Source organism: Bradyrhizobium denitrificans, from assembly GCF_013179005.1.
Taxonomy (GTDB): Bacteria; Pseudomonadota; Alphaproteobacteria; order Rhizobiales; family Xanthobacteraceae; genus Bradyrhizobium; species Bradyrhizobium denitrificans.
The window spans coordinates 22,899-46,168 of sequence record NZ_JABFDP010000008.1 but is presented as its reverse complement, the minus strand read 5'-3'; the positions used below and the strand labels follow the sequence as shown (position 1 = coordinate 46,168).

At 65.0% G+C, this 23,270-nt stretch carries 25 protein-coding genes; 11 read left to right on the top strand and 14 right to left on the bottom strand.

The genetic code is table 11. The features are described 5' to 3' along the window. Positions 1-70 precede the first annotated feature (70 nt). Positions 71-223: a DUF1127 domain-containing protein gene (locus HL671_RS10175; RefSeq protein ID WP_083780687.1), complete on the bottom strand. Its 153-nt coding sequence runs from the start codon at positions 221-223 to the stop codon at positions 71-73. Between the two features lie 451 nt (positions 224-674). On the opposite strand from HL671_RS10175, the gene HL671_RS10170 reads away from it, so the two are divergent. Further along, the gene (locus HL671_RS10170; protein WP_244424057.1) at positions 675-941 is read left to right on the top strand and encodes a hypothetical protein; all 267 of its coding nucleotides are present in this window, start codon (positions 675-677) and stop codon (positions 939-941) included. Between the two features lie 84 nt (positions 942-1,025). Here HL671_RS10170 and HL671_RS10165 read toward each other — a convergent pair whose 3' ends face one another. Continuing rightward, positions 1,026-1,841: a lytic murein transglycosylase gene (locus tag HL671_RS10165; RefSeq protein ID WP_012044432.1), complete on the bottom strand. Its 816-nt coding sequence runs from the start codon at positions 1,839-1,841 to the stop codon at positions 1,026-1,028. A 203-nt stretch (positions 1,842-2,044) separates the two neighbouring features. Further along, positions 2,045-2,956 (bottom strand): DUF2189 domain-containing protein, encoded by a 912-nt coding sequence (locus HL671_RS10160; protein WP_012044431.1) that lies wholly within the window; start codon positions 2,954-2,956, stop codon positions 2,045-2,047. Positions 2,957-3,357: 401 nt separating this feature from the next. Here HL671_RS10160 and HL671_RS10155 point away from each other — a divergent pair, with 401 nt between their 5' ends. Then, positions 3,358-3,765, top strand: coding sequence for a DUF3597 domain-containing protein (locus tag HL671_RS10155; protein ID WP_172236330.1), 408 nt, complete (start codon positions 3,358-3,360; stop codon positions 3,763-3,765). A gap of 97 nt (positions 3,766-3,862) precedes the next feature. Here the strand turns inward: HL671_RS10155 and HL671_RS10150 are convergent, their stop codons facing one another. From HL671_RS10150 to HL671_RS10140, 3 genes are all read right to left on the bottom strand, one after another. Then, the gene (locus HL671_RS10150; protein ID WP_012044429.1) at positions 3,863-4,027 is read right to left on the bottom strand and encodes a YjiS-like domain-containing protein; all 165 of its coding nucleotides are present in this window, start codon (positions 4,025-4,027) and stop codon (positions 3,863-3,865) included. 116 nt (positions 4,028-4,143) lie between these two features. Next, on the bottom strand, positions 4,144-4,416 hold the full coding sequence (locus HL671_RS10145) for a GNAT family N-acetyltransferase (RefSeq protein WP_012044428.1): 273 nt from the start codon (positions 4,414-4,416) through the stop codon (positions 4,144-4,146). Positions 4,417-4,421: 5 nt separating this feature from the next. Continuing rightward, positions 4,422-4,964, bottom strand: a complete 543-nt coding sequence (locus HL671_RS10140) for a DUF3828 domain-containing protein (RefSeq protein WP_172236329.1) — start codon at positions 4,962-4,964, stop codon at positions 4,422-4,424. 255 nt (positions 4,965-5,219) lie between these two features. Between HL671_RS10140 and HL671_RS10135 the strand changes: the two genes are divergently transcribed. The 6 genes from HL671_RS10135 (at position 5,220) to HL671_RS10110 (ending at position 11,923) form a co-directional block, all read left to right on the top strand. Then, positions 5,220-6,821 (top strand): acyl-CoA synthetase, encoded by a 1,602-nt coding sequence (locus HL671_RS10135; protein WP_172236328.1) that lies wholly within the window; start codon positions 5,220-5,222, stop codon positions 6,819-6,821. 6 nt (positions 6,822-6,827) lie between these two features. Then, positions 6,828-7,685, top strand: coding sequence for a PCC domain-containing protein (locus HL671_RS10130; RefSeq protein WP_172236327.1), 858 nt, complete (start codon positions 6,828-6,830; stop codon positions 7,683-7,685). A gap of 75 nt (positions 7,686-7,760) precedes the next feature. Beyond that, the gene (locus HL671_RS10125; protein ID WP_172236326.1) at positions 7,761-8,531 is read left to right on the top strand and encodes an AAA family ATPase; all 771 of its coding nucleotides are present in this window, start codon (positions 7,761-7,763) and stop codon (positions 8,529-8,531) included. A gap of 766 nt (positions 8,532-9,297) precedes the next feature. Next, positions 9,298-9,984, top strand: coding sequence for a UPF0149 family protein (locus tag HL671_RS10120; protein ID WP_172236325.1), 687 nt, complete (start codon positions 9,298-9,300; stop codon positions 9,982-9,984). Positions 9,985-10,100: 116 nt separating this feature from the next. Continuing rightward, positions 10,101-10,670, top strand: coding sequence for an SRPBCC family protein (locus HL671_RS10115; protein WP_041750795.1), 570 nt, complete (start codon positions 10,101-10,103; stop codon positions 10,668-10,670). A gap of 260 nt (positions 10,671-10,930) precedes the next feature. After that, positions 10,931-11,923, top strand: a complete 993-nt coding sequence (locus HL671_RS10110) for a cytochrome D1 domain-containing protein (RefSeq protein WP_246579457.1) — start codon at positions 10,931-10,933, stop codon at positions 11,921-11,923. Between the two features lie 114 nt (positions 11,924-12,037). On the opposite strand, the gene HL671_RS10105 is transcribed toward HL671_RS10110, so the two are convergent. Continuing rightward, positions 12,038-12,694, bottom strand: a complete 657-nt coding sequence (locus HL671_RS10105; RefSeq protein ID WP_012044420.1) for an HAD-IA family hydrolase — start codon at positions 12,692-12,694, stop codon at positions 12,038-12,040. Between the two features lie 191 nt (positions 12,695-12,885). Here HL671_RS10105 and HL671_RS10100 point away from each other — a divergent pair, with 191 nt between their 5' ends. Further along, the gene (locus HL671_RS10100; protein ID WP_012044419.1) at positions 12,886-13,191 is read left to right on the top strand and encodes a hypothetical protein; all 306 of its coding nucleotides are present in this window, start codon (positions 12,886-12,888) and stop codon (positions 13,189-13,191) included. Between the two features lie 258 nt (positions 13,192-13,449). Continuing rightward, positions 13,450-13,776, top strand: coding sequence for a hypothetical protein (locus HL671_RS10095; RefSeq protein ID WP_172236324.1), 327 nt, complete (start codon positions 13,450-13,452; stop codon positions 13,774-13,776). A 312-nt stretch (positions 13,777-14,088) separates the two neighbouring features. Here the strand turns inward: HL671_RS10095 and uvrA are convergent, their stop codons facing one another. From uvrA to HL671_RS10065, 6 genes are all read right to left on the bottom strand, one after another. Further along, complete coding sequence (gene uvrA / locus HL671_RS10090; protein WP_012044417.1) at positions 14,089-17,148, bottom strand: excinuclease ABC subunit UvrA; 3,060 nt, start codon at positions 17,146-17,148, stop codon at positions 14,089-14,091. 279 nt (positions 17,149-17,427) lie between these two features. After that, positions 17,428-18,066 (bottom strand): outer membrane protein, encoded by a 639-nt coding sequence (locus HL671_RS10085; RefSeq protein ID WP_012044416.1) that lies wholly within the window; start codon positions 18,064-18,066, stop codon positions 17,428-17,430. A 286-nt stretch (positions 18,067-18,352) separates the two neighbouring features. Next, positions 18,353-19,090, bottom strand: a complete 738-nt coding sequence (locus HL671_RS10080; RefSeq protein WP_012044415.1) for an outer membrane protein — start codon at positions 19,088-19,090, stop codon at positions 18,353-18,355. 215 nt (positions 19,091-19,305) lie between these two features. Continuing rightward, positions 19,306-20,088, bottom strand: coding sequence for an outer membrane protein (locus tag HL671_RS10075; RefSeq protein WP_012044414.1), 783 nt, complete (start codon positions 20,086-20,088; stop codon positions 19,306-19,308). A gap of 235 nt (positions 20,089-20,323) precedes the next feature. Next, positions 20,324-21,079 carry an outer membrane protein gene (locus HL671_RS10070; protein ID WP_172236323.1) on the bottom strand — a complete coding sequence of 252 codons (756 nt, stop codon included), beginning with the start codon at positions 21,077-21,079 and terminating at the stop codon, positions 20,324-20,326. Positions 21,080-21,272: 193 nt separating this feature from the next. Then, positions 21,273-22,019, bottom strand: coding sequence for an outer membrane protein (locus tag HL671_RS10065; RefSeq protein WP_172236322.1), 747 nt, complete (start codon positions 22,017-22,019; stop codon positions 21,273-21,275). A 469-nt stretch (positions 22,020-22,488) separates the two neighbouring features. On the opposite strand from HL671_RS10065, the gene HL671_RS10060 reads away from it, so the two are divergent. Beyond that, on the top strand, positions 22,489-22,989 hold the full coding sequence (locus HL671_RS10060) for a single-stranded DNA-binding protein (protein ID WP_012044411.1): 501 nt from the start codon (positions 22,489-22,491) through the stop codon (positions 22,987-22,989). A 33-nt stretch (positions 22,990-23,022) separates the two neighbouring features. Here HL671_RS10060 and HL671_RS10055 read toward each other — a convergent pair whose 3' ends face one another. Then, positions 23,023-23,241 carry a hypothetical protein gene (locus HL671_RS10055; RefSeq protein ID WP_172236321.1) on the bottom strand — a complete coding sequence of 73 codons (219 nt, stop codon included), beginning with the start codon at positions 23,239-23,241 and terminating at the stop codon, positions 23,023-23,025. Between the last annotated feature and the right edge of the window lie 29 nt (positions 23,242-23,270).

The window sequence follows — 23,270 nt, the reverse complement described above, 5'->3', positions numbered from 1 at the left end:
GGGGCGCCCCAAAAACGGCAACGCCCGCAGCGAGGCGGGCGATGTCCGGTAGGGATCGGAAGCAGGCTGATCAGCCGTTGTACTGACCGGCAGCAACGCGCGGAATGTCCGAACGGTCGAGACCGATGTCGGCGAGTTCGCGATCGCTGAGCTGCGACAGCTCGGCAACGTTGCGCTGATACTCACGGAACGCCTGGATCATGCGGATGAGCGAGAGCAACATGAGAAATCTCCTTTAGTTCGCGATTCAGTTCTTCGCTGGAACCTCATCGTTGAAATGAACATAGAAGAGATTGTTGCGGTGCGGAAGCGTCGATGTTGCGATGCAGCTAAACCGCCGGCGCATAGCTCGGGTAACGGTCGAGTAAGAATCGGGCAAGGGCGCCTAGCACCTATGCGTACTGTAAAAACTCCGTATTCATGCGGATTCTCGATCGTTCGTTCGATTTGGCGTATCGAGGGATACCGGCCTAATGGTGAAACTATCATGGCGTGGGCTCCTCTCGTCACATCCCCGAACGCATGGGTGAATCAATATGAATTGTTATTCATTTTTAGAAGCGTAGGATAGTTCACGAGCCGATCGCGGTGATGTCATTTCGCCCGACATCACGATGGTGCGACATAATGTCGCGTCTTCGGCAATGATGCCGTCGCACCAGCGAGGAAGAACAATGAACAGCAAACTGTTGGGGGCCGCGCTCATCACTGCGGCAGTTGTTGCGGTTGGACCGGCCCAGGCGGCCAAGATGCATGGCGCCGGCTGCAGCGGGGCCAATCTGGAAAAGACCGAGACGGCGATCGAGGGCATGGCCGACGGCGATGCGCGGTACACCGCGCAGCGGGAGATTGCGGCGGCCCAGGACGCGCTGCTGAGCGGCAAGATGGCGGCCTGCAGCGTGCATCTGACCAAGGCGATGCAGGCCGGGATGGCCAAGTAACGCGGCGCAGCTCGGTCTCGCCAACGATCGGCCGATCGCGACAGTGCGATCGGCCTCATTGTTTTCTGGGACGACGGCTTATGACTATGGAGCCCGCGCCAGTTGCGTCGCGAAGGTCGCGATCGTCCGGGCGTAGACGTCGCTCTTGTTCCATTGCTGGATGACCGCGAAATTGGGACTGCCCGGCTCCCAATCCTTGCCCTTCTGCCAGCCGTAGCCTTTCAGATAATTGGCGGTGGAGGCGAGCACGTCGGGCGCGCTGCGGATCAGGTCGCGGCGGCCATTGCCGTCGAAATCGACCGCGTATTTGATCCAGGACGAGGGCATGAACTGCGTCTGTCCGATCTCGCCGGCCCAGGCTCCGCGCATCTCGGCCGGCTGGAGATCGCCGCGGTCGACGATGCGCAGCGCATCCAGCAGTTCGCCGCGGAATTGCTCAGCCCGGCGGCAATCATAGGCCAAGGTCGCCAGCGCGCGGATGGTCGGGAACTTGCCGACATTGACGCCGAAATCCGTCTCCAATCCCCAGATCGCCACCAGCACCTCGCCGGGCACGCCATAGGTCTGCTCGATGCGGGACAACACCGAGCCGTACTGCTTCATCATGTTGGAGCCGCGGGTCAGGCGCGGCGGCACCATGCGGCCGGAAAACTCCTCGAAGGTCTGGCTGAAGACTTTCTGGCCGCGGTCGCGATTGAGCACGCTCTGATCAGGGGTCACGCCGGTGAGCGCGGCGTTGATGGCGTTCTGCGAAATGCCCTTGGCGGCGGCCTCGGTCTTGAACTCCGCCAGCCACGCATCGAAATTGCCGGTCCCACAGGGGACCGCAGACTGCGCCGACGCGCAATTTGTCATCACAGCAGCACAGAGGGCGGCGGCGGAGAGGACGCGACGAATCATCGAAACACCTGAACGGCAATGGTCTGAAAAAGCATGTGCGGAACCGATCATGTCGGGCATGACCGCGGCGGCAGCAAGGCCCTTCAGTCAACTTGCCGTTGGTTTGTCGTGAGTATGGTTGCTTGGTGGCTGACCGAAGCCGTCGGACGCTCTCCGCCGCGGCCGCCGCAGAGCGGCGGCCGTCGACGGTCGAGCGATGGTTGTCACATCCGGTCACGCGAACGCCACGGGAACAGGTTGGCCGGGAAGTCGGCGGCGGGCTTGGATCCGCGCGGCGCCGGCGGCACGATGCGGGCGGCGTCGGGATGGATCGCGATGGCCTCGCGATAGAGATGCCAGGTGGCGTGGCCAAGCACCGGAATGACCACGGCGAGCCCGAGGAAGAACGGGATCGTTCCGGCGACGAGCAGCACGGCCACGATGAGGCCCCAGGCCGCGACCGGAACCGGGTTGCGCGCCGCCACACGCAGCGAGGTGACGATCGCTTCGAGGGCGCCGGCGTGACGATCCAGCATCAACGGAAATGACACGATGCTGAGACACAGCGCGAGCAGCGCGAACAGGAAGCCGGCGCCGCAGCCGACGGCCATCAGCCACCACCCTTGCGGCGTGGTGACGACGCGCTGAAGGAACTCACCGACCCCGGCGGCGCCGCCATAGCCGAACACCGCGACATAGATCGCCTGTGCCGTTGCCACCCAGGTGACGAATAGCGCCAGCAGCAGGGTGCCGAGCCCGAGCATCGAGCCGAAGGACGGCGAGCGCAGCACTTCGAACGCATCCCAGGCGCTGGCCTCCTCGCCGCGGTCGCGCCGGCTCGAAAGCTCATACAGACCGAGCGCGGCGAATGGGCCGAGCAGGGCGAAGCCCGCCGCCAGCGGGAACAGCAGCGGCAGCACCGCATAGCCGAACACGGCGCGGGCCAGCACCAGGCCGAGCACCGGGTAGATGGCGCACAGCATCACGGCGTGGCTCGGCACCGCCTTGAAGTCGTCCCAGCCGAGCCGCAGCGCGCGCATCAGGCTGGACAAATCGATCGTGCGAATCGTGATCTCGGCCGCCACCTCGTCGGCGGGCCGAACATGTGCAGCGACATTGCTGTGATAAGTGGCCATCGTCGTTCGCTCCCTCGTGCCTCATGGGCGCTTCCCAACCACGCAGGCCGGGTTGCGCTTGTCGTTGGACGGATCGCGGATGGCCAGACGCGACGAACCCCGGGACGGCCATTCGCGAACGGAAGTGATGAGCATAATCGTGATCACCGCGGCGCCTACTCACGCCTCGGTGAGAGTTGTGAATGTCGCGGTGCATTCAAGCGGCATCTGCGACCAACGAAAGTGAGCATCCCCGGACAAAGTCATTCCGCCGTCATTCCGCCTTGGGTAAGCTTCACATTCGTCGCGATGTCCGCGTTGGCAGGACGTCGCGGCTGGCGGATGAGCTTATGCGGGCTAATCCGCAACGGAACACCGCGGGCCGAGTTCTTCATTCGATCACTATCCATTGGGAGCCATTGATGAGCGTTTTCGGAAAGATCATGGGCGCGATTTTCGGCCATCATGCCGAGGCCGCGCCGGCCGGCGGCGGCGCCCCGGCTGCAGGTGGCACCGCGCCGGCCGGCAGCCCGGCTGCGGCTCCGACCTCGGCTCCCGCTGCTGCGCCGCAAAGTGTCGACGTGGCTGCGATCGTCGACAAGGCCGCCGCCGCCAAGCACGAGAAGCTGGAATGGCGGACCTCGATCGTCGACCTGATGAAGGCGCTCGACATCGATTCGAGCCTCGCGGCGCGCAAGGAGCTGGCCAAGGAACTCGGTTACAGCGGCGACACCAATGACTCCGCCAGCATGAATGTCTGGCTGCACAAGCAGGTCATGAGTAAACTCGCGGCCAATGGTGGCAAGCTTCCGCCGGAGATCAAGCACTGAGGCTGTGCCGCTGCCCACAACAAAGCGAAAGGCCCGCCATCGTGCGGGCCTTCGTCGTCTCGGATATTGGTCTTGCTGACGATGCTGCAGAACGATCTCAGGCGAGCACGAAGCCCGCGCGCCGCCAGGCCTCGGCATGCAACTGATCGCGGTTGAAACCGATATCGCGCAGCGTCCTCTCGTCGAGCTGGTCAACATAGGCGAGCTGCGTGCGGTAATGGACGTAGCGCTTGAGAATGTCGAAAATGGCCGTGATGAACATGAGCCTCTCCCCATTGGTCTGGTTGTCTGTTCGGCGGGGGATTGCTGATCCATCCGGGTAGCCATGGGGTTAAGGCCAAGACGTCAATCGTTGCGTTCAGTAGTTCTACGGTCCGCTCACGCCATGATGTCCCGGTTCTCCGGATGGTCGCGGAGGTAATCTGCGACGAAACTGCAGCCTGCGGCCACCTTGCGGCCCTCGCCGCGGATCAGCTCCAGCGCGCCCTTCACCAGCTCGGAGCCGATGCCCCGGCCGCGCAACGCCGCCGGGGTCTCGGTGTGGGTGATGATGACCGCCAGCGGCGTCGCGCGATAATTGGCAAAGGCGATGTTGCCGTCGATGTCGAGCTCGAAGCGGCTCTTGGCCTTGTTGTCGCGGACTGACGTCATGGGCTCTACCTTCGTGTCGGTTTGTCGGTCAGCTTGATGAACTCGGCCAGCATCTGGCGGATCGACCACGGCTTGCCGTCCACGGCGCCCTTGATGTCGTCGATCTTCCATTGGCCGCCATCGCGCACGAAGTCGTAACGGATGACGTTGTCGGCCTGTTCCTTGCGTTCGGTGCGATGGCCGGCGATCGTGACCGCGACGGTGGCCTTGTCGGCCTCCTGCGTCTCCGGCGTCACCTTGAACGATGCGACGTCAGGGTCCTGCGAATTGGTGATCGGATCGAAATCGACCGCGCCGACCTCGCCCTTGGGCGTACGGGCGTCCATCCTGGCCCATTCGGCCGCCAGCGATCTGGACAGATATTTCGCGCGCGCCGCCTTGGTCTCGATGACGAAGGTGCCGCCATCCTCGCCTTTGCCCTTGGCCACGCGGGTGTAGATCGCGCTGACGATGCCGGCGGGATCGTTGGCCGCTGACATCTGCGCGTGCAGCGGTGACGCGGCGACCACGCTGGCAAGGCCGAGGAGCAGAAGGCGACGATCGATCATGGATATCCTCACATCAGATTCGGTGCGCGGTGAGACGACGGAATGCGCGACCGGCTCGGGTTTGTCGCACGATGCCTGCATTCGTTCGAATGACGCGGTCGCATGGGAGCGATGGGCAGGGCGGCCTTGCGAGGGCGCGCCGGACCACGATAAACAGACCGGAGGTAACGGGCGGCTTGAGACCGCCCGACGCATCGATCGAGGGGACGCCGTCATGGATCTATTCATGCACCGCGGGGACGCGAGGGCTCGCCGATGACTGGCGCACAGCTGCGGATGTCCCGCCGGGTGATGAACCTCGCGCACATCGTGACGCAGAATGGCCGCCGGCTCGGCGACCGCATCGGCTTCGTCTGGGGCGACCGGTCCTGGACCTGGCGCGAGCTCGACGCGATGGTGTCGGCGCTTGCGGCGGCGCTCGCCAAGCAGGGCATCGCGAAGGGCGACCGCATCCTGGTACACTCCAAGAATTGCGAGGAGATGTTCGTCTCGATGTTCGCCGCGTTTCGGCTCGGCGCGGTCTGGGTGCCCACCAATTTCCGGCTCATGCCCGACGAGGTCGCCTATCTCGCGACCGCGTCGGGCGCCAAGGCATTCCTCTGCCATGGCGATTTTCCGGAGCATGCCGCGGCGGTGACGACGACCGATTTCACCTGGCGCATCGGCGAGGGGGGCAGCCTCGGCACGCGCGCGGTGGCCGAGGCGATCAGGGCACATGCCGGCGCGGAGATCGCCAACGCCGCGGTGGAGCACGACGATCCCTGCTGGTTCTTTTTCACCTCGGGCACCACGGGCCGCTCCAAGGCCGCGGTGCTGACCCACGGCCAGATGGCCTTCGTCATCACCAACCACCTCGCCGATCTGACGCCGGGCACCACCGAGCACGATGCCTCGCTGGTCGTCGCGCCGCTGTCCCATGGCGCCGGCGTCCACCAGCTGATGCAGAGCGCGCGCGGCGCCAAAACGGTGCTGCTGCCGAGCGAGAAGTTCGATATCGCCGAGGCGTTCCGCCTGATTGAGCGGCATCGCGTCAGCAATCTGTTCACGGTGCCGACCATCCTGAAGATGATGGTCGAGCATCCCGCCGTCGATCAGTTCGATCATTCCTCGCTGCGCCATGTCATCTATGCGGGCGCGCCGATGTATCGCGAGGACCAGAAGCGCGCGCTGGCGCGGCTCGGCAAGGTCATCGTGCAATATTTCGGGCTCGGCGAAGTCACCGGCAACATCACGGTGCTGCCGGCCGCGGCGCATGAGGAGGAGGACGGACCGGAGGCGCGGATCGGCACCTGCGGCTATGAGCGCACGGGCATGCAGGTCTCGATCCAGGACGATCAGGGCCGCGAGCTGAAGCCGGGCGAGACCGGCGAGATCTGCGTCATCGGCCCGGCGGTGTTCGCCGGCTACTACGACAATCCGGAAGCCAACGCGAAGGCGTTTCGCGACGGCTGGTTTCGCACCGGCGATCTCGGCCACATGGATGCGCAAGGCTTCGTCTACATCACCGGCCGCGCGTCCGACATGTACATTTCGGGCGGGTCGAACATCTATCCGCGCGAGGTCGAGGAAAAGATCCTGACCCACCCCGCCATCGGCGAGGTCGCCGTGCTCGGCGTGCCCGATCCGGTGTGGGGCGAGGTGGGCGTCGCCGTCTGCGTCGCCCGCGAGGGCGGGGCCGCGCCGAGCGAGAGCGAGATCGCCGGCTATCTCGCGACCAAGCTGCCGCGCTACAAGATGCCGAAGCGCTTCTTCTTCTGGGATGCCTTGCCGAAGTCCGGCTATGGCAAGATCCCCAAGCGCCTGGTGCGCGATGAGCTCGAGGCGCGCGGGCTGCTCGACCTCACCAAACAGGGCTGAGCGCGGATGCGATCCATCAAACAGCCCGGCGCGCCCGTCGCGGACCGCATCCAGTGGGTTGAGGCGCGCGGCCGCGCGTTCACCTTCACCATGGAGCGCGGGCTGCCGCTGCTCGAAGCCGCGCATCGCGGTTTTGCGGCGCAGGGCTTTGCCGGCGGCGTGCTGGACATCAGCGCCGGCGCGCTCGGGCCGTTCGCCTATGTGATGCCTGCGCTGTCGAAGACGCCGGATCATGCCGCGTTCTACAGCGAGACCCATCGGCCAAGCGGGGTCACGCAGCTCTCCACCGCCACGATGACGCTCGGCGTGCGCGACGGCGCGCCGTTCTTCCATTGCCATGCGCTGTGGATGGAGGAGGGCGGCCGCAACGGCGGCGGTCACATCCTGCCCGAGGAGACCGTGGTCGCGGAGCCATTCGAGGTCGAAGCGTTCGGCCTTGATGGAGCGATCTTTGCCGCCGAGCCTGATCCGGAGACCGGCTTCAAGCTGTTCGGACCTGTGGCGGCCGCGCCGCTCGCCGCAACAACCGATCGTTGCGCCTTCGCGCTGCGGCTGCGGCCGAACCAGGATTTTGCCGCCTGCCTCGAAGCGTTCTGCCAGGCGCAGGGCATCCGCGAGGCCCGCATTCGCGGCGGCGTCGGCTCGACCATCGGCGCGCGCTTCGCGAGCGATGAGGTGGTCGAGCCATTCGCGACCGAGTTGACCATGACTGCCGGCGTCATCGCGCCCGGCGCCGACGGTCTCGAGGCCGTGCTCGACGTCGCGCTGGTCGACTATACCGGCGCATTGGCGCAGGGCAGGCTGGTCCGCGGCGACAACCCGGTGCTCATGACCATGGAGCTGGTGCTGGAGGTCCTCGCGTAGCCCGCCGGGGGCACTGGCCGCGCCCGCCGCCTTGTGCAAGATGGCCCGTCGTGTCACCGCATTCGTGAAGGCGTCATGGCGAGGAAGCAACGCGAGATCCGGCTGCGCGCGCCCTATCTGAAGCGGCTGTGGCTCGATCCGGCGAAGATCGCAGACCGCAGCGAATATCCGTTCTGCCTGCCGTTCCTGCAGGACGCGTTCGAGCTGAGCTTCACGAGCGCCATCACCATCGTCGTGGGGGAGAACGGCACCGGCAAGTCGACTTTGCTCGAAGGGATCGCGGCGCTGGCCGGCTACGACGAAGCCGGCGGTGGCAAGGGCTACATGCCTGTCAATCATGCGCGTGCCGTGGAGCGGATGGGCGGCGCGCTCGGCGCGGCATTCCGCGCAAGCTGGCTGCCGAAGATCACCCAGGGCTGGTTCTTCCGTGCCGAGAGCTTCTTTTCGGTCGCGCGCTATCTCGATGAAGCCGCCTTGGACGATCCGTTCGGCGGTCCGCCGCCCGACTTCCTGTCGCATTCCCATGGCGAGGGTTTCCTGCGCTTCTTCGAGGAGCGCTGCCGGCGCCAGGGCCTCTACATCTTCGACGAGCCGGAATCGGCGCTGTCGCCGGCGCGGCAGATCGAGTTTCTCAAGCTGATGCGGCGCATGGACGAGGCCGGCCATTGCCAGGTGCTGATGGCGACGCATTCGCCGGTGCTGATGGCCTATCCCGGCGCAACCCTGCTGCGGTTGACCAAGTCCGGGTTGGAGCCCGTGCGGGTGCAGGACACCGATCATTTCAAGGCCCTGCGCGAGTTTTGCGCCGACCCGGACGGCTTCGTGCACGCGGTGCTCTCTGAGTGAGGTTGTGCTGTCGCGCATGGCCATTGGCGAGGTCCAGCGGCTTGCTCTGCCGTCATTGCGAGCAGTGAGGCAATCCAAGGCTGGGCAGGGATTCTGGGTCGCTTCGTCGCTTTGCTCCTCGCGATGACGGGAAGACATGAGGAGACGTCCCCGCGACGCAGATTGCGCCCAGGTCTTGCTTCATGCGTTGCCCTCTTCAGTGAGAGGGCGCAGGAAAGGCCGGGCATCCGCTGATGCCCGCGGCCCCCGTGCAGGAAAAAATGCACGGGGCAGGAACCACAGGCTCAGCCGAGATGACCCGGCCTTCCCTGCGCGACGGTTTCTACCGGTTTATACGTGCTCTCCTCGGTGCGCCGGGCTTTCTGGCCACCGTCATCGGCGCGATGCGCTGACACATCGACGCCCATTTGACCTCAGCATCGGGAGGCCAGGACCACACGATTTCGCCGTCCACGTCCAGGCCCGTCGTCTTGCGCAAAAGCGCCGGGCCGGCCGCGTCCATCGCATCCCCCACTCAACGCTCGTGACGACCGCGAAGCGCCCCTCTCATGAGTGCAGGATGCGGACAGGAGAACGCAGTTTCCGAAAAAGCGAAAGAAGAATGTTTTTCGCGGCACCACTGGACAGGGGTGATGGCGCGGATCCCGCATCGGAATTTAGATTTTGCGCGCATGGCCGTTTTGGTGTCAAAACGAGCGCGTTGCGCCTTCGCGGGGGGCGTCGGGCAAATCAGGTCGGGACGCGCGTGAGGGAAGCAGGGTTGCAGATGTCGGAGCAGGCCAACCGTCTCGACGAGCTCGACCAGGCGCTGCTCGCCCTCGACGACCCCGCCATGGTGCTGGAGGAGCTCGACGGGTTTATCGCCGGCCTCTTGATCCTGCCGGAGCCTGTGCCGCCGGGCGAGTGGTTCGCCGCAGCGTTCGGGCTTGGCAGGCGTCGGCGCTCGGTGTTTGCGAGCATCGACCATGCCAATGCGGTGCTTGATCTGGTCATGGCCTATCACGACGAGATCGCGCGGACGCTGGCGCAGGAGCCGGAGCTGTACCAGCCGCGTTTTCCAGTCGATCCCGTGAACGGCGATGTGATCTGGGAGCTGTGGATCGAGGGCCTTGCCGCCGCAGTGAACCTGCGTCGCGAGCGGTTCAACGCCTATCCGCAACTCGGCGGCGACGCGGCCATCGCGAGTCGGAGCCTCTCGACGGCGATCGACATCGCGCTCGACGATCGGCGCGACCGGATCAATCCTGCCGCTCTCGATCCCGCGTTGCCCGCTGGCCTCCGCGAGGCCGTGCTGACGCTTTACAAATACCGGCAGAGCGGGGCGCCGGTCCCGGACCGGCCCCCATTCGCTGTCCGTCCCAATCCGTTCGCCGCCTTCGGCAAAATCGGCCGCAACGATCCCTGTCCCTGCGGTTCCGGCAAGAAATACAAGCGCTGCTGCGGGGCGGCCTGAGCGGCCGGCGGCCGCCACGACACGGTCTTTTTTGTTGCAACAATTGGAAGCGGTGCAAAGATGGCGCCGCCGGGCGCACAGATGCGCCGGCCAATGAGAGTGACCGAGGAAACGAGATGAGGATGGTGTTCGGCAAGGCGCTGGCGGTAACGGCGGCGCTCGCGATCGCAACCACGGGCCTGACAATTACGCCCCTGACCACGGCGGATGCGCATGGTCCGACCCGGCGCAAGGTCCAGGAGCATGTCGAGATCAACGCCGCGCCCGCCAAGGTGTGGGCCGTGATCGGCAACTTCCAGGACATGAGCTGGCTCGGCGTGGTCGAGAAGACCGAGGGCGACAAGGGCAACGAGATCGGCGCGACCCGCAAGCTGACCCTCAAGGGCGGCGCGACCGTCGACGAGGAGCTCTACAAATTTGATGCCGAAAAAATGAGCTATTCATACCGGATCACGGCCGTCGACGTGAAGGTGCTGCCGGTGACGAACTATTCCTCGACCATCTCGGTGGCGCCCAGTGCCGACGGCAAGGGCAGCGTCGTGGAGTGGACCGGCGCGTTCTACCGCGGCTTCCCCAACAACGATCCGCCGCCGGAACTGAGCGACGAGGCCGCGGTGAATGCCGTGACCGGGCTCTACAAAGGCGGACTTGAAGGGCTGAAGAAGAAGGTGGAGAGCGGAAGCTAGTGCGGATTGACGATGTTGACGGGGCCGCGCTCTCCATCTCACCGGAATGCGACGGACGACCCGGCCAATCGGTTGCTCCGTCATGGCCGGGCTCGTCCCGCCTGCGCGGCGGAAGCCGCTTCGGCGCGGCGAAGGCCTGGGCATCAACGTCTTTCCGAGCATGCCGAACGACCTGGATGGCCGGAACAAGCCCGGCCATGACGGTCTGGAGACAGACGGGCGCCAGACTCCCATTGTCATATGCAATCGTACGTCCGCACATGGGCAGGGTCAGATGCCGAGCCAGCGGCTCAAGCGCGCATCGTCTCTTGCATCGTCTCCGAGGACTTCTGTCGGCTGTCCTGCTTGTTTCCACCACGTGCACGGCCCACACCGAGGAAGCCTTCGTCACCAATCAGCTGAGCGATGATCTGACGATCGTCAACCTCGCGACCTCCACGCCGGTGGCGACGATTCCGATCGGCGGCAAGCCGGCGGGCGTTGCCGTCGCGGCGGACGGGCGCTTCGCCTATGTGGCGAGTCCGGACGACAAGGCCGTCAGCGTCGTTGACGCCGCCGAACGAAAAGTCGTCGGCCGCATCGAGGTCGGCGGCGGGCCGCTCGGGATCGCGGTCACGCCGGATGGCGCGACGGTCTACGTCGCGGACTGGTACGATGCAGCCATTCGCATCATCGACGCCAAGACGCGGGCGGTGACGGCGAGCATCGCCGTCGGCGCCTCGCCCTCGGGTCTGGCGGTGACGCCCGACGGCAAGCTGCTGCTCTCGGCCGACCGAGACGACGATATGGTGTCGGTGATCGACACTGCGACGCAGACCCGGCTGAAGACGATCAAGGTCGGCACGCGCCCGTTCGGCGTCACCATCGACGGCGATGGCCAGCGCGCTTACACGGCCAATGTCGGCTCCAATGACGTTTCGGTGATCGATCTCGCAGAGGCCCGCGAGGTCGGCCGGATCAAGACCGGCTTGCGCCCTTATGCGGTGGCGCTGGCGCAGGGCAAGGGCTTCGTCACCGACCAATATGACGGCACGGTCACCGTGTTCGACGTGGCGAGCCTGCAGCCGCTCACGCGCATCACCGTGGGCGATTATCCCGAGGGCATCGCGGCGACGGCGGATGGCCGGCGCATCATCGTGGCGAATTGGGAGAGCAACATCCTCAGCGTCATCGACGTCGCGACGTTGAAGGTGACGGGAGAGATCAAGGTCGGCAACGGCCCGCGCGCGTTCGGGTCGTTCCTGCGACGGTAGGTCAGCTCCGGTCGTGTCGGCTTGAGAATATCATCGAAGCCGCAATCTCTGTCATTGCGAGCGCAGCGATGCGGAGCAGGCGGCGGTCGTGTTTGTCCTTGATGTCGCTGATCCTCACACAGGCGCAGCATCCTGTCCGGCCGGCAGGCTCGTCAATCGCTCCACGATCTCTTCCATCCGCTCGAACACGTAATCCGGTTGGCGGTCGCGCAACGCCTTCTCGGCGGCATAGCCCCAGGTCACCGCCCCGCAGGCGATGCCGGCGGCGCGCGCCGCCTCGATGTCGCGGGTCTCGTCGCCGATCGCGATCGCGTCATGGGGGGCAAGACGCGCGCGCTTCAGCACGCGGCGGAATTTTCGCGCTTTGCCGAACACGGAGGCCGAGCAGTCGAAGTCGGCGAACAGCGCGGCCAGCGGACCGAGCTTTTCACGCGCATTGGCCTCCGTGTCGGATGACACCAATGCGAGCTGGTGACCATGGGCTGCGAGCGTATCGAGCATCGGGCCGACGCCGGCGAACAGCGGAATGCTGGCGGCGTGTGCGGTCTTCAGCCTGCGCATGTGGCGCGCGATGAACGGCAATTTCCAGCTGGGGACCGCGAGGAAATCAAGGATCTCTCGCGTCGAGGCGTGACGCAGCCGCTCGACATCCTCGTCCTTCACCTGGCGAAAGCCGTAGCGCGCGGCAACCGCGTTCACGTGGAGCCGAAACCACGGAAAGCTGTCGGCCAAGGTGCCATCGAGATCGAAGATGATGAGGGTGTAGGGCATCGACAAGGAATTGAAGGGATCACCATGGCTACGCGAGCCAGCGCACGCTGACAAGCGGGCGATCGGGCTGGCGCAAGTAGGCTTGCGGTCGCAACCGATCAACACTGCATCACGCGTTTTGTGAGCGTGCACTGCGGGAACGGCGCCGCAGTGCGGTCGTTGACCCCCGCACAAGCAGCAAGGAGAGACACATGCAACGCACGATCAAGATGGCCGCGCTGGCCGCCGCCACGCTGGTGATCGGGACGGCCGCAGCGTCTGCGCAAGGTTACGCCCGTTACGGCGACTCGATGGCTTGGGTGCCACCGGCAGCTTCGACCTATGATTCCGAACCGGTCTATGGCGGCGCCCCGGCGCGGGTCTTCGCGCCGGCCCCTGCAACCTGGGGCCGCGGCTACAACGGCACCAACCACCCGACCCCCGGCTCGACCCAGGGCGATGTCGGCCCTGATGGCAACAACAACGGCACGCTGACCGGTGTCTATCGGCAGTGGTAGGCGTCGCCTCGCGCTGAGTGAAGAGATCAGGCCCGCCGCTTGAACACGAGCGGCGGGCCTGTTGTGTCTGCAGGTCAGCCGCGCGCCTGGTGATGCCAGGGCATCGGATCCGGCGCTCGCGGCCATGTCATCGCGGTCACGTGAGCGCGGACATGTGAGCGGTGCGTTGTGTCGCACGATGATCGGCCGCATCGCGGGAACTGCGAGCCCTCGTGATTGTTTGTTCCTCGATGAATTCAGGAACAACGGAGCAAACTCATGACACGTATCCTTGGATTGGCCGCGCTGACTGCCGTCACGCTGGTGGCAGGCGCCGCCGGAGCCACGGCCGGCGAATATGGTCCGGGCGGCTATGGCTATGGCGGCCAGGTCACCAGCACCTACGCCTATCGCGACTCCTACGCCTGGGCGCCGGCCCCAGTCTATGAGGAAGGCTACGTCGCCGTCGCGCCGGGCCCGTATTATGGCCGGGGCTGGGGCGCCGGGTATAACGGCACCAACCATCCGACGCCGAGCTCGACCCAGGGCGATGTCGGCCCGGGTGGCAACAACAACGGGACCCGGACCGGGTATTATCGCTGGTAGGCCGATCTCCTAAGAGAGACAATCGTAACAGAGAAGATAAAGCCCGCCGCTCTGTCGAGAACGGCGGGCTTCGCTTTGATTACCTGGGATGCATCACACGCGTCATTGCGAGGAGCGCAGCGACGACGCAATCCAGAGTCGCGCACGCGGCCCTGGATTTCTTCGCTTCGCTCGCAATGACGTTCGACGCGAGGGCACGCCTGCCTCGCGGGCAGCGCCCAGCCCGGATGAGCGCAGCGATATCCGGGATCAGCGCCGGCGCTTGTGGAGAACCCGGATGTCGCTGCGCTCATCCGGCCTACGATGGCGCGGCTACTCCGCCGCCTCGCTGGCCGCGCCGCGGCTGCGCTTCTTCGGCTTGGCTGACTTCTCCAGCACCGGCTTGAGGAATTGCCCCGTATAGCTGCGCGGCGCCTTGACGATGTCTTCGGGCGGGCCCCAGGCGACGATCTCGCCGCCGCCGTCGCCGCCTTCGGGGCCGAGGTCGATGACCCAGTCGGCGGTCTTGATGACTTCGAGATTGTGCTCGATCACGACCACCGTGTTGCCCTGCGCCACCAGCTCGTGCAGCACCTCCAGCAGCTTCTTCACGTCGTGGAAGTGCAGGCCGGTGGTCGGCTCGTCCAGGATGTAGAGCGTGCGGCCGGTGGCGCGCTTGGACAGCTCCTTGGCGAGCTTGACGCGCTGCGCCTCGCCGCCTGAGAGCGTGGTGGCCTGTTGTCCGACATGGATGTAGTCGAGGCCGACGCGGCGCAAGGTCTCGAACGTGTCGCGCACGCGCGGCACCGCCTTGAAGAAATCGGCCGCCTCCTCGACGGTCATGTCGAGCACGTCGGCGATCGACTTGCCCTTGAACAGCACGTCGAGCGTCTCGCGGTTGTAGCGCTTGCCCTTGCACACATCGCAGGTGACGTAGACGTCGGGCAGGAAGTGCATCTCGATCTTGATGACGCCGTCGCCCTGGCAGGCCTCGCAGCGGCCGCCCTTGACGTTGAAGGAGAAGCGGCCGGGCTCGTAGCCGCGCGCCTTCGATTCCGGCAGGCCGGCGAACCATTCGCGGATCGGCGTGAACGCGCCGGTATAGGTCGCGGGGTTGGAGCGCGGGGTGCGGCCGATCGGCGACTGGTCGATGTCGATGATCTTGTCGATATGCTCCAGGCCCTCGATGCGGTCATGCGGGGCGGCGGCCTCGTTGGCGCCGTTGAGCTTGCGCGCGATGGCCTTGTAGAGCGTGTCGATCAGCAGCGTCGACTTGCCGCCGCCGGAGACGCCGGTGATGGCGGTGAACAGGCCGAGCGGGATCTCGGCCGAGACGTTCTTCAGATTGTTGCCGCGGGCGTTGACGACCTTGATGGTGCGGCGATGGTTCGGCGGCCGCCGCTCGGGCACCTCGACCTCGAGCTCGCCGGTGAGATATTTGCCGGTCAGCGACTTCGGATTGCGCATGATCTCGGCGGGCGTGCCCTCGGCGACGATGTTGCCGCCATGGGTGCCGGCGCCCGGGCCGATGTCGAGCACGTAGTCGGCGAGGCGAATGGCGTCCTCGTCATGCTCGACCACGATCACGGTGTTGCCGAGGTCGCGCAGCCGCTTCAACGTGTCGAGCAGGCGGGCATTGTCGCGCTGGTGCAGGCCGATCGAGGGCTCGTCGAGAACGTAGAGCACGCCGGTCAGGCCCGAGCCGATCTGCGACGCCAAGCGGATGCGCTGGCTCTCGCCGCCGGAGAGGGTGCCGGAGGAGCGCGCCAGGGTGAGATAGTTCAGGCCGACATCGAGCAGGAAGGTGAGGCGGTCGCGGATCTCCTTGAGGATGCGGGTCGCGATCTCGGTCTGCTGCGGATTGAGCTGCTTGGGCACCTCGGCGAACCATTCGCCCGCGGCCTTGACGCTGAGCTCCGAGATCTCGCCGATATGCTTGCCGCCGACCTTGACGCACAGCGCCTCGGGCTTCAGCCGAAAGCCGCGGCACGCCGCGCAGGGCACGTCGTTGAAGTATTTGCCGAGCTCCTCGCGCGCCCATTCGCTCTCGGTCTCGCGGAAGCGGCGCTCGATATTGGTGATGACGCCCTCGAACGGCTTCTTGGTGTCGTAGGCGCGGACACCGTCCTCATAGGTGAACTTGATCTCGTCATCGCCGGAGCCGTGCAGCAGCGCGTTCTGCGTCTTCTTCGGCAGGTCCTTCCACTTGGTGTCCAAGGTGAATTTGTAGAACTTGCCGAGCGCGGTCAGCGTCTGCAGATAATAGGGCGAGGACGACTTGGCCCAAGGCGCGATCGCGCCCTTGCGGAGGGTGAGGTCCTTGTCGGGGATGACGAGATCGGCATCGACATGCTGCTCGACGCCGAGGCCGCCGCATTCCGGGCAGGCGCCATAGGGGTTGTTGAACGAGAACAGCCGCGGCTCGATCTCGGGAATCGTGAAGCCGGAGACCGGGCAGGCGAATTTCTCTGAGAACAGGATGCGCTCGGGGCCGCTCTTGTCGTGGATCTTTGCGACCTTCTTCTTCTCGTCATGGCCGGGCTTGACCCGGCCATCCATCTCTTTTGCGGAGGATGGATCACCGGGTCTCGCGCCTTCGGCGCGGCCCGGTGATGACGACGGAGGGGCGTCGGCGAATTCGATGACGGCGAGGCCCTCCGCGAGCTTCAGCGCGGTCTCAAAGCTTTCCGCGAGGCGCTGGCCGATGTCGGGGCGCACGACAATGCGGTCGACGACGACGTCGATGTCGTGCGGAAACTTCTTGTCGAGCGTAGGCGCCTCGGCGAGCTCGTGGAAGGTGCCGTCGATCTTGACGCGCTGAAAGCCCTTCTTGAGGTACTCGGCGAGCTCCTTCTTGTACTCCCCCTTGCGCCCGCGGACGACCGGCGCCAGCAGATACAGGCGGGTGCCCTCGGGCAGCGCCAGCACGCGGTCGACCATTTGCGACACGGTCTGGCTTTCGATCGGCAGGCCGGTGGCCGGCGAATAGGGCACGCCGACGCGTGCCCACAACAGGCGCATGTAGTCGTAGATCTCGGTGACGGTGCCGACCGTGGAGCGCGGATTCTTCGACGTCGTCTTCTGCTCGATCGAGATCGCCGGCGACAGGCCGTCGATCTGGTCGACGTCCGGCTTCTGCATCATCTCCAGGAACTGGCGCGCATAGGCCGACAGCGATTCGACGTAGCGGCGCTGGCCCTCGGCATAGATCGTGTCGAAGGCGAGCGAGGATTTGCCGGAGCCGGACAGGCCGGTGAACACGACAAGCTTGTCGCGGGGGATCTCGACGTCGATGTTCTTGAGATTATGCTCGCGGGCGCCGCGGATGGTGATCGCCCGCAGGCTCGACGAGTTGGCTTGCGCGCGCTGCTTGGCCTTGAGCACTTCATCCATGACGATCGTCCCACGGCGCGAGGTCGCGCCATCGTTGCAGGCGCGTTTCGCCGGGAACCGGCCATCGGACGCCAGAGGGAAAAGGTATGGTCGGAACGTAGGAAGAACGGAGCTGGATTTCCAGTGCCGTCAGCGAATCATCAACAATGCGCTGGCGGAATGGCAGCGATTGGCAGGAGCGGAGGCACGCGGGGGCGATTCTGGGCCCGAACCGTCAATAAAAAAGCCTCCGCTCTGGCAGAGCGGAGGCTGTGTGCGTTGGCCCGAAGGGCGACGTTCTTAGAAGTGATAGTTCACGCCGACCTGGAAGGTGTGCAGGTTGAGCGTGCCGAGCGGAACAGCGCCACCGAAATAGGTGCTGCTCTCGAGGCTCTTGTAGAGGTACTCGCCCTTCAGCGACCACTTCGGAGCGAACATCCACTCGACGCCAGCGCCGGCGGCCCAGCCGCTCAGGAACTTGGTCTCGGAACCGGCCACGCCACCCACGGTGGCGGACAGCTTGTTGTTGCCCCAGGCGTAACCACCGGTGCCGTACAGCAGCACGGTGTCGAAGGCGTAGCCGATGCGGCCGCGGACGGTGCCGGTCGATTCGATGCGGTCGGTCAGGCCGAAGACACCCGGGATGCCCACGGTGGCGTTGATGTCAGCCCAGGCTGCGTCGGCTTCCAGACCGAACACCAGCGGTCCCTGCTGCCAGTTGTAACCGACAGTGCCGCCTGCGAAACCGCCCTTCAACGCTGCGGTGCTGGCGTCTTCATTGGCATAACCGCCAAAGGCACCGATGTAGAAACCGGTCCAGGTCTGCACCGGCGCGAGGACGGGGGCCTTGGTGTAGGTCGGGCGCGCGGCGAGATCTGCGGCGGCGGCGGGAGCGGCCAGGGCGGCCAGGGCCACGGTCGCGAGCAGGATCTTCTTCATTATTGTCTCCAGTTTCTTCGACGAAGTCCGTATCGCACCGACAATTGCACGCACGAAACAGACTCACTCGTTCAAGTTGACCTCCATCCTATAGCCGGGTTCCTCGCAGATTACCGTCACCCTGAAGCCACAGTCGCGGCGAAACCGCGTTCCCCTGGCGGGGTTCCCAAAAGCTTATGTGGCTCAACTGCTTGGTTCCGGGTGTGGCATCCGGCCCAGGTGGCATCGGCGCAACAAAAAGGCCGGCTCCGAGCCGGCCTTGGGAACCCTCCAGGGAGGATGACGGTCAGTATTTGGCGATGACCGGCCCACCAAAATGGTAGTTCAGACCCGCCTTGACGGTGTGAACGCTGTCCTTCCACTCGGAGCGTCCGGGAACCCCGACATACTGCAGCGTGCTCTTGCCAAAATCGAGATAGTTGTATTCGAGCTTGGCCGACCAGTTCGGCGCGAACATGTATTCCGCACCGGCGCCGACCGTGTAGCCCCAACGGGTGGTGTTCTGACCGAAGAAGACACCGGCAGCACGGTCGTAACGATGCTGCAATTCGCCCACGGCCGCACCACCGCTGACGAAGAACAGGGCGGGGCCGACCGCGTAGCCCAGACGGCCCTTGATGTCGCCGAAGCTGGTGAGCTTGGTGAAATAGGTGTCGCCGACGCCGGCATTGATGACGGCAGAACGGCCGTTGATATCGGACCAGTGATAGTCGCCTTCCAGGCCGACCACCAAATTGTCGAACTGCCAATTGTAGCCGATCACGCCGCCGACGAAGCCGCCATTGGTGTTGTAGTTCTGGGTGCCCAGGAAGCCCGGCGCATTGAAGCGGCCGATAAAGGTTTCCTTGCTGGTGCCCCAGCCGCCGCCGCCCTGAATACCCGCATAGATGCCCGACCAGCTCAGGATCGGCACAACCACAGGCGGCGCCTTGGTGTAGGGCCGGGCTGCGAGATCCGCCGCCGATGCGGGCATGGCGGCTGCGATGCCGACGAGGGCCGTCGTGATCACAAGCAACTTCTTCATCAAATGCTCCCCCAAGGAGTTGGAATGACAGGCGATGAAGCCGTCATACACGGGGCATCCCGAACAGGCTGTAACGGATCCGCCACAACCGTGAAAAAGCGTTATAAATCAAATATTTAACACAAAAGAGCCGTCTCGATGCCGGGCTAAGGACACGAAAAAGGCCGGCGCGGGCGCCGGCCTTTGTGATCAGCCTTGGAGCGTGGATTGGGCGCTCAATAGCGCGCCGCCGCCGGGCCGCCGAATCGGTAGTTGACCCTGACGGTCGCCATGTCGATGTCCTGCTTGATGGTGTCGACGCGGGCGTTGACGATGGCGGTGGCCGGGAAGGTGATGTCGCGCGATCCCATGAACAGGTGATCGTACTCGACCGCCACCGACCAGTTCGGTGCGAAGCCGAACTCGACGCCGGTGCCGACGGTGCCGCCCCAGCGCGTCTCGCTTGCTGAATCCAGCAGGGTGCCCACGGCCACGGGCGCTGCCGCATTGGCCGTCCCGGTGTATTTGTTATGCGCGACCGCGGCGCCGCCCTTGACGTACCAGAGCACGTTGCCCCAGGCATAGCCGATCTGGCCGGTGAACAGCCCGATCGCGTCGGTCTTGGTGTTGTTGGTGATGCCCGCCGCGAATGCCGCCGAGCTGGCATTCGAGGATTTCAGGTCTGTCCAGTTGCCCTGGGCCTCGAGGCCGAACACCCAGCTTGCGGCCTGCCAGCGATAGCCGATCTGGCCGCCGATGAGGCCGCTGGTGGCGTTGTGGCATCCTTCGGATTGTGTCGGCACGACCGGCACACCGTTGACCCGGTTCAGCGTCCAGCAATTGCGGCTCCAGTCCGCACCGCCATTGGCGCCGAGGTAGAAGCCGGCCCAGCTCGGCAGCGGCGTGACATAGGCCGGCGGCGGTGCCTTGCCATACGGACGCGCGGCGAAATCGGCGGCCGAGGCGGGCGCCAAGCCCAGCGCAGCGACGCCGGCGGTGACAAACAGAGTGCTTTTCATGGCAGTCTCCCCAATCCCAGTTTCATCGCGTCGGATCCCTCCGATCCGAGCCCACTCGCGTGGTCCGAGGCTGGTTGTAGGAAACACTGGTTGCCAAAGCGGTGATGGCCCGCCCGCAGGCGGGCGGATGTGCTGGTCGTGCTTAAGGGCTGGTAAATATACGGGGTACCGCGAAGGACAGCGCCACCGGGCAGATCGTCAGCCCCGCTGAACTCGGGCCGCAGCGCGAACCTGTTCAGTGCTTGGAGACGACGGGGCCGCCCCAGCGATAGTTGACCCGGACGGTGGCCATGTCGACATCCTGGCCGACGGCGTCGGTTCGCGTGGCAGCGCCTCCGGGCACACCTGAGAAGGTCAGGGTCCGGTTGCCCATGAAGAGATGCTCGTACTCGGCTGCGATCGACCAGTTATTGGCGAAGCCGACCTCGACGCCGGTGCCGACGGCAGCCCCCCAGCGGGTCGCGCTGGCTTGATCGAACGGCGTCCCGGTCGCGGTCGCTAGCCCGCTATACTTCTCGCCAGTGACGGCGGCGCCGCCTTTGACGTACCAGAGCACGTTGTTCCAGGCGTAGCCGATCTGGCCGGTCAACAGGCCGACACCGTTGATCTTGGTCTGGTTGGTCACGCCGGGCGCCAACTGGCTCGCGTTGCGGCCCTTCAGATTCGCCCAATTGCCCTGACCTTCGACGCCGAACACCCAGCCGCCGGTCTGCCAGCGATAGCCGACCTGGCCGCCGGCCAGCGCGCCGGTCGCGTCATGGCAGCCCTCGGCATTGGTGGCCGCGACGCCGGCAATGGTGACCTGGTTGGTCCAGCAGGTCCGTGCCGATCCGCCGCCGGCATTGAGGCCCAGATAGAAGCCGCTCCAATCATAGATCGTCGCGATCATCGCAGGCGCTTTGGTGAAGGTGCGCGCGGGCAAATCGGCAGCGATGGCAGGCGCAATCCCCAGCGCCAGCGAAGTTGTCGCCCCCAGCAACAGACTTCTCATCGCAGTCCCCAAACCTCGTCCGACGCCCGCACGCACGCTCTCACCAACGCCCACCCGCCAAACCTTGATAGCTGCTCTGATCGGAAAAAGCCGTCACCCAAATGACACAACGGCCCAGCAAGTGCTGGTTATGGCACACAAAAAAAGGCCGGCGCATGGCCGGCCTTTGGTCGTATTCAATTCGAGCGTGTGATCAGTAGCGCGACACGCCCGGACCACCGAAGTGGTAGGAGATGCCCGCCTTGACGGTGTGAACCGTATCGCTCCACTCGGAGCGGTTGGATGCCACCAGTGGGTTGTTGTACTGGAGCGTGCTCTTGCCAAAGTCGAGATAGTTGTACTCGACCTTCGCCGACCAGTTCGGGGCGAACATGTATTCGGCGCCGGCACCGATCGTCCAGCCCCAGCGCCAGTCGTTCTGGATGGTGCTGAAGGCTGGATTGTCGTAGCGGTGCTGCAGGTCGCCGACGGCGGCACCGCCGCTGACGAAGAAGAGCGCCGGACCCGCAGCCCAGCCGAGCCGGCCCTTGATGTCGCCGAAGCCACGCAGCTTGGTGAAGTAGCTGTCGCCGAGGCCCGCGGTGATGACACCCGAGCGGCCGTTGATGTCGGCCCAGTGGTAGTCGCCCTCGAGGCCGAACACGATGTTGTCGACCTGCCAATTGTAGCCGATCACGCCGCCGGCGAAGCCGCCATTGATGTCGTAGCGCTGCGTGCCGGCAAAGCCGAATCCGTTCGGCGCGTTGAAGAAGGTCTCATCGCTGCGGCCCCAGCCGCCGCCGCCCTGCAGACCGATGTAGAAGCCGGTCCAGGTCGGAAGCGGTGCGGGCGCCACCATCGGCGCCTTGGTGTAGGGGCGGGCGGCAAGATCGGCGGCTCCCGCGGGCGCCAGGGCGCCCAAAACCATCAAGCTGACGGCTCCAAGAAAAACTCTCTTCATCCCAAGTCTCATCCCAACTCTCCCGGGTTTGGCGCCTCCAATTGGTCCCCGGAGGCGCGCTTCTGTGAATTGGTGCGACCGCGCTTGCGGCCTCAATCCATCCGCAAATATACGCGATTCAACCCTGGATACCGTCTCCCAAAAGCCACAGGCGAGGAGGATGTGAGGCGATCTAACCTAATGAAAGTTAATTACTTTTTCGTGATTTAGGGAACTTTTAAGGGGTTCCGTTCGGGGAACTCGAGGTTCCATTGGGTTCCATGGAGCTCGACGCGAGGTTGCAACGCGCTGGTGTGAACAAAACTGGAACAATGACGGTTCTCCTGCTATATGTGGATAAGCAACGAGAAAACGGGTGGCTGGCGCGGCAACCGTATAGGGTCCGCGCCGAGAGGACGGGCGCGCCAGCCTGCACCGGGAGGCCGGTGGGATGACCGGCCCAGTGATGAGATAACCGCGGGAGAGTGTGATGGCGGGTAGCGTGAACAAGGTGATTCTGGTCGGCAATCTCGGGAAGGACCCGGAGATCCGCCGCACGCAGGACGGTCGGCCGATCGCCAATCTGAGCATCGCGACGTCGGAAACGTGGCGCGACAAGGGAACGGGCGAGCGCAAGGAAAAGACCGAGTGGCACCGCGTGGTGATCTTCAACGAAGGTCTCTGCAAGGTTGCCGAGCAATATCTGAAGAAGGGCGCCAAGGTTTACATTGAGGGCGCGCTGCAGACCCGCAAATGGACCGACCAGAGCGGAGTCGAGAAGTACTCGACCGAGGTCGTGCTGCAGGGCTTCAACTCGACGCTGACGATGCTCGATGGCCGCGGCGGTGGCGGCGGCGGCAATTTCGCCGACGACATGGGTGGCGGCGATTTCGGCAGCAGCGGCCCGTCGATGGCGCCCCCGCGCCGCGCGGTGGCTTCGGCTGGCGGTGGCAGCCGCAACAGCGACATGGACGACGACATTCCGTTCTAAGGTCACGCTCCCAGGAATGCGCCCTGCCGCCGATCACGGTGGCAGGGTGTCCATCACCTTTTGCAGTGGGGGCGGACGCACAGGCGCTCGCCAGATCGGCGCGGTTGTCGTGATCTCGATCGCCTCGTCGTCGGACCCGTGCATTTCGATCTCCAAGCCGCGGTCGCGCTGGTCAGCCTCGTCGTAGGCACTGATCCAATCGGTGGCTTCTTCAGCGCCGGTTCGGAGTTCGGCACGACGATCAAGAGTCATAGTCCAACTGGACCACAACGGTTTGGCCG

Excerpts from the sequence above, each read along its gene's own strand:
- HL671_RS10175 (WP_083780687.1), bottom strand. The coding sequence starts at position 223 with ATGTTGCTCTCGCTCATCCGCATGATCCAGGCGTTCCGTGAGTATCAG.
- HL671_RS10170 (WP_244424057.1), top strand. The coding sequence starts at position 675 with ATGAACAGCAAACTGTTGGGGGCCGCGCTCATCACTGCGGCAGTTGTT.
- HL671_RS10165 (WP_012044432.1), bottom strand. The coding sequence starts at position 1,841 with ATGATTCGTCGCGTCCTCTCCGCCGCCGCCCTCTGTGCTGCTGTGATG.
- HL671_RS10160 (WP_012044431.1), bottom strand. The coding sequence starts at position 2,956 with ATGGCCACTTATCACAGCAATGTCGCTGCACATGTTCGGCCCGCCGAC.
- HL671_RS10155 (WP_172236330.1), top strand. The coding sequence starts at position 3,358 with ATGAGCGTTTTCGGAAAGATCATGGGCGCGATTTTCGGCCATCATGCC.
- HL671_RS10150 (WP_012044429.1), bottom strand. The coding sequence starts at position 4,027 with ATGTTCATCACGGCCATTTTCGACATTCTCAAGCGCTACGTCCATTAC.
- HL671_RS10145 (WP_012044428.1), bottom strand. The coding sequence starts at position 4,416 with ATGACGTCAGTCCGCGACAACAAGGCCAAGAGCCGCTTCGAGCTCGAC.
- HL671_RS10140 (WP_172236329.1), bottom strand. The coding sequence starts at position 4,964 with ATGATCGATCGTCGCCTTCTGCTCCTCGGCCTTGCCAGCGTGGTCGCC.
- HL671_RS10135 (WP_172236328.1), top strand. The coding sequence starts at position 5,220 with ATGACTGGCGCACAGCTGCGGATGTCCCGCCGGGTGATGAACCTCGCG.
- HL671_RS10130 (WP_172236327.1), top strand. The coding sequence starts at position 6,828 with ATGCGATCCATCAAACAGCCCGGCGCGCCCGTCGCGGACCGCATCCAG.
- HL671_RS10125 (WP_172236326.1), top strand. The coding sequence starts at position 7,761 with ATGGCGAGGAAGCAACGCGAGATCCGGCTGCGCGCGCCCTATCTGAAG.
- HL671_RS10120 (WP_172236325.1), top strand. The coding sequence starts at position 9,298 with ATGTCGGAGCAGGCCAACCGTCTCGACGAGCTCGACCAGGCGCTGCTC.
- HL671_RS10115 (WP_041750795.1), top strand. The coding sequence starts at position 10,101 with ATGAGGATGGTGTTCGGCAAGGCGCTGGCGGTAACGGCGGCGCTCGCG.
- HL671_RS10110 (WP_246579457.1), top strand. The coding sequence starts at position 10,931 with ATGGGCAGGGTCAGATGCCGAGCCAGCGGCTCAAGCGCGCATCGTCTC.
- HL671_RS10105 (WP_012044420.1), bottom strand. The coding sequence starts at position 12,694 with ATGCCCTACACCCTCATCATCTTCGATCTCGATGGCACCTTGGCCGAC.
- HL671_RS10100 (WP_012044419.1), top strand. The coding sequence starts at position 12,886 with ATGCAACGCACGATCAAGATGGCCGCGCTGGCCGCCGCCACGCTGGTG.
- HL671_RS10095 (WP_172236324.1), top strand. The coding sequence starts at position 13,450 with ATGACACGTATCCTTGGATTGGCCGCGCTGACTGCCGTCACGCTGGTG.
- uvrA (WP_012044417.1), bottom strand. The coding sequence starts at position 17,148 with ATGGATGAAGTGCTCAAGGCCAAGCAGCGCGCGCAAGCCAACTCGTCG.
- HL671_RS10085 (WP_012044416.1), bottom strand. The coding sequence starts at position 18,066 with ATGAAGAAGATCCTGCTCGCGACCGTGGCCCTGGCCGCCCTGGCCGCT.
- HL671_RS10080 (WP_012044415.1), bottom strand. The coding sequence starts at position 19,090 with ATGAAGAAGTTGCTTGTGATCACGACGGCCCTCGTCGGCATCGCAGCC.
- HL671_RS10075 (WP_012044414.1), bottom strand. The coding sequence starts at position 20,088 with ATGAAAAGCACTCTGTTTGTCACCGCCGGCGTCGCTGCGCTGGGCTTG.
- HL671_RS10070 (WP_172236323.1), bottom strand. The coding sequence starts at position 21,079 with ATGAGAAGTCTGTTGCTGGGGGCGACAACTTCGCTGGCGCTGGGGATT.
- HL671_RS10065 (WP_172236322.1), bottom strand. The coding sequence starts at position 22,019 with ATGAAGAGAGTTTTTCTTGGAGCCGTCAGCTTGATGGTTTTGGGCGCC.
- HL671_RS10060 (WP_012044411.1), top strand. The coding sequence starts at position 22,489 with ATGGCGGGTAGCGTGAACAAGGTGATTCTGGTCGGCAATCTCGGGAAG.
- HL671_RS10055 (WP_172236321.1), bottom strand. The coding sequence starts at position 23,241 with ATGACTCTTGATCGTCGTGCCGAACTCCGAACCGGCGCTGAAGAAGCC.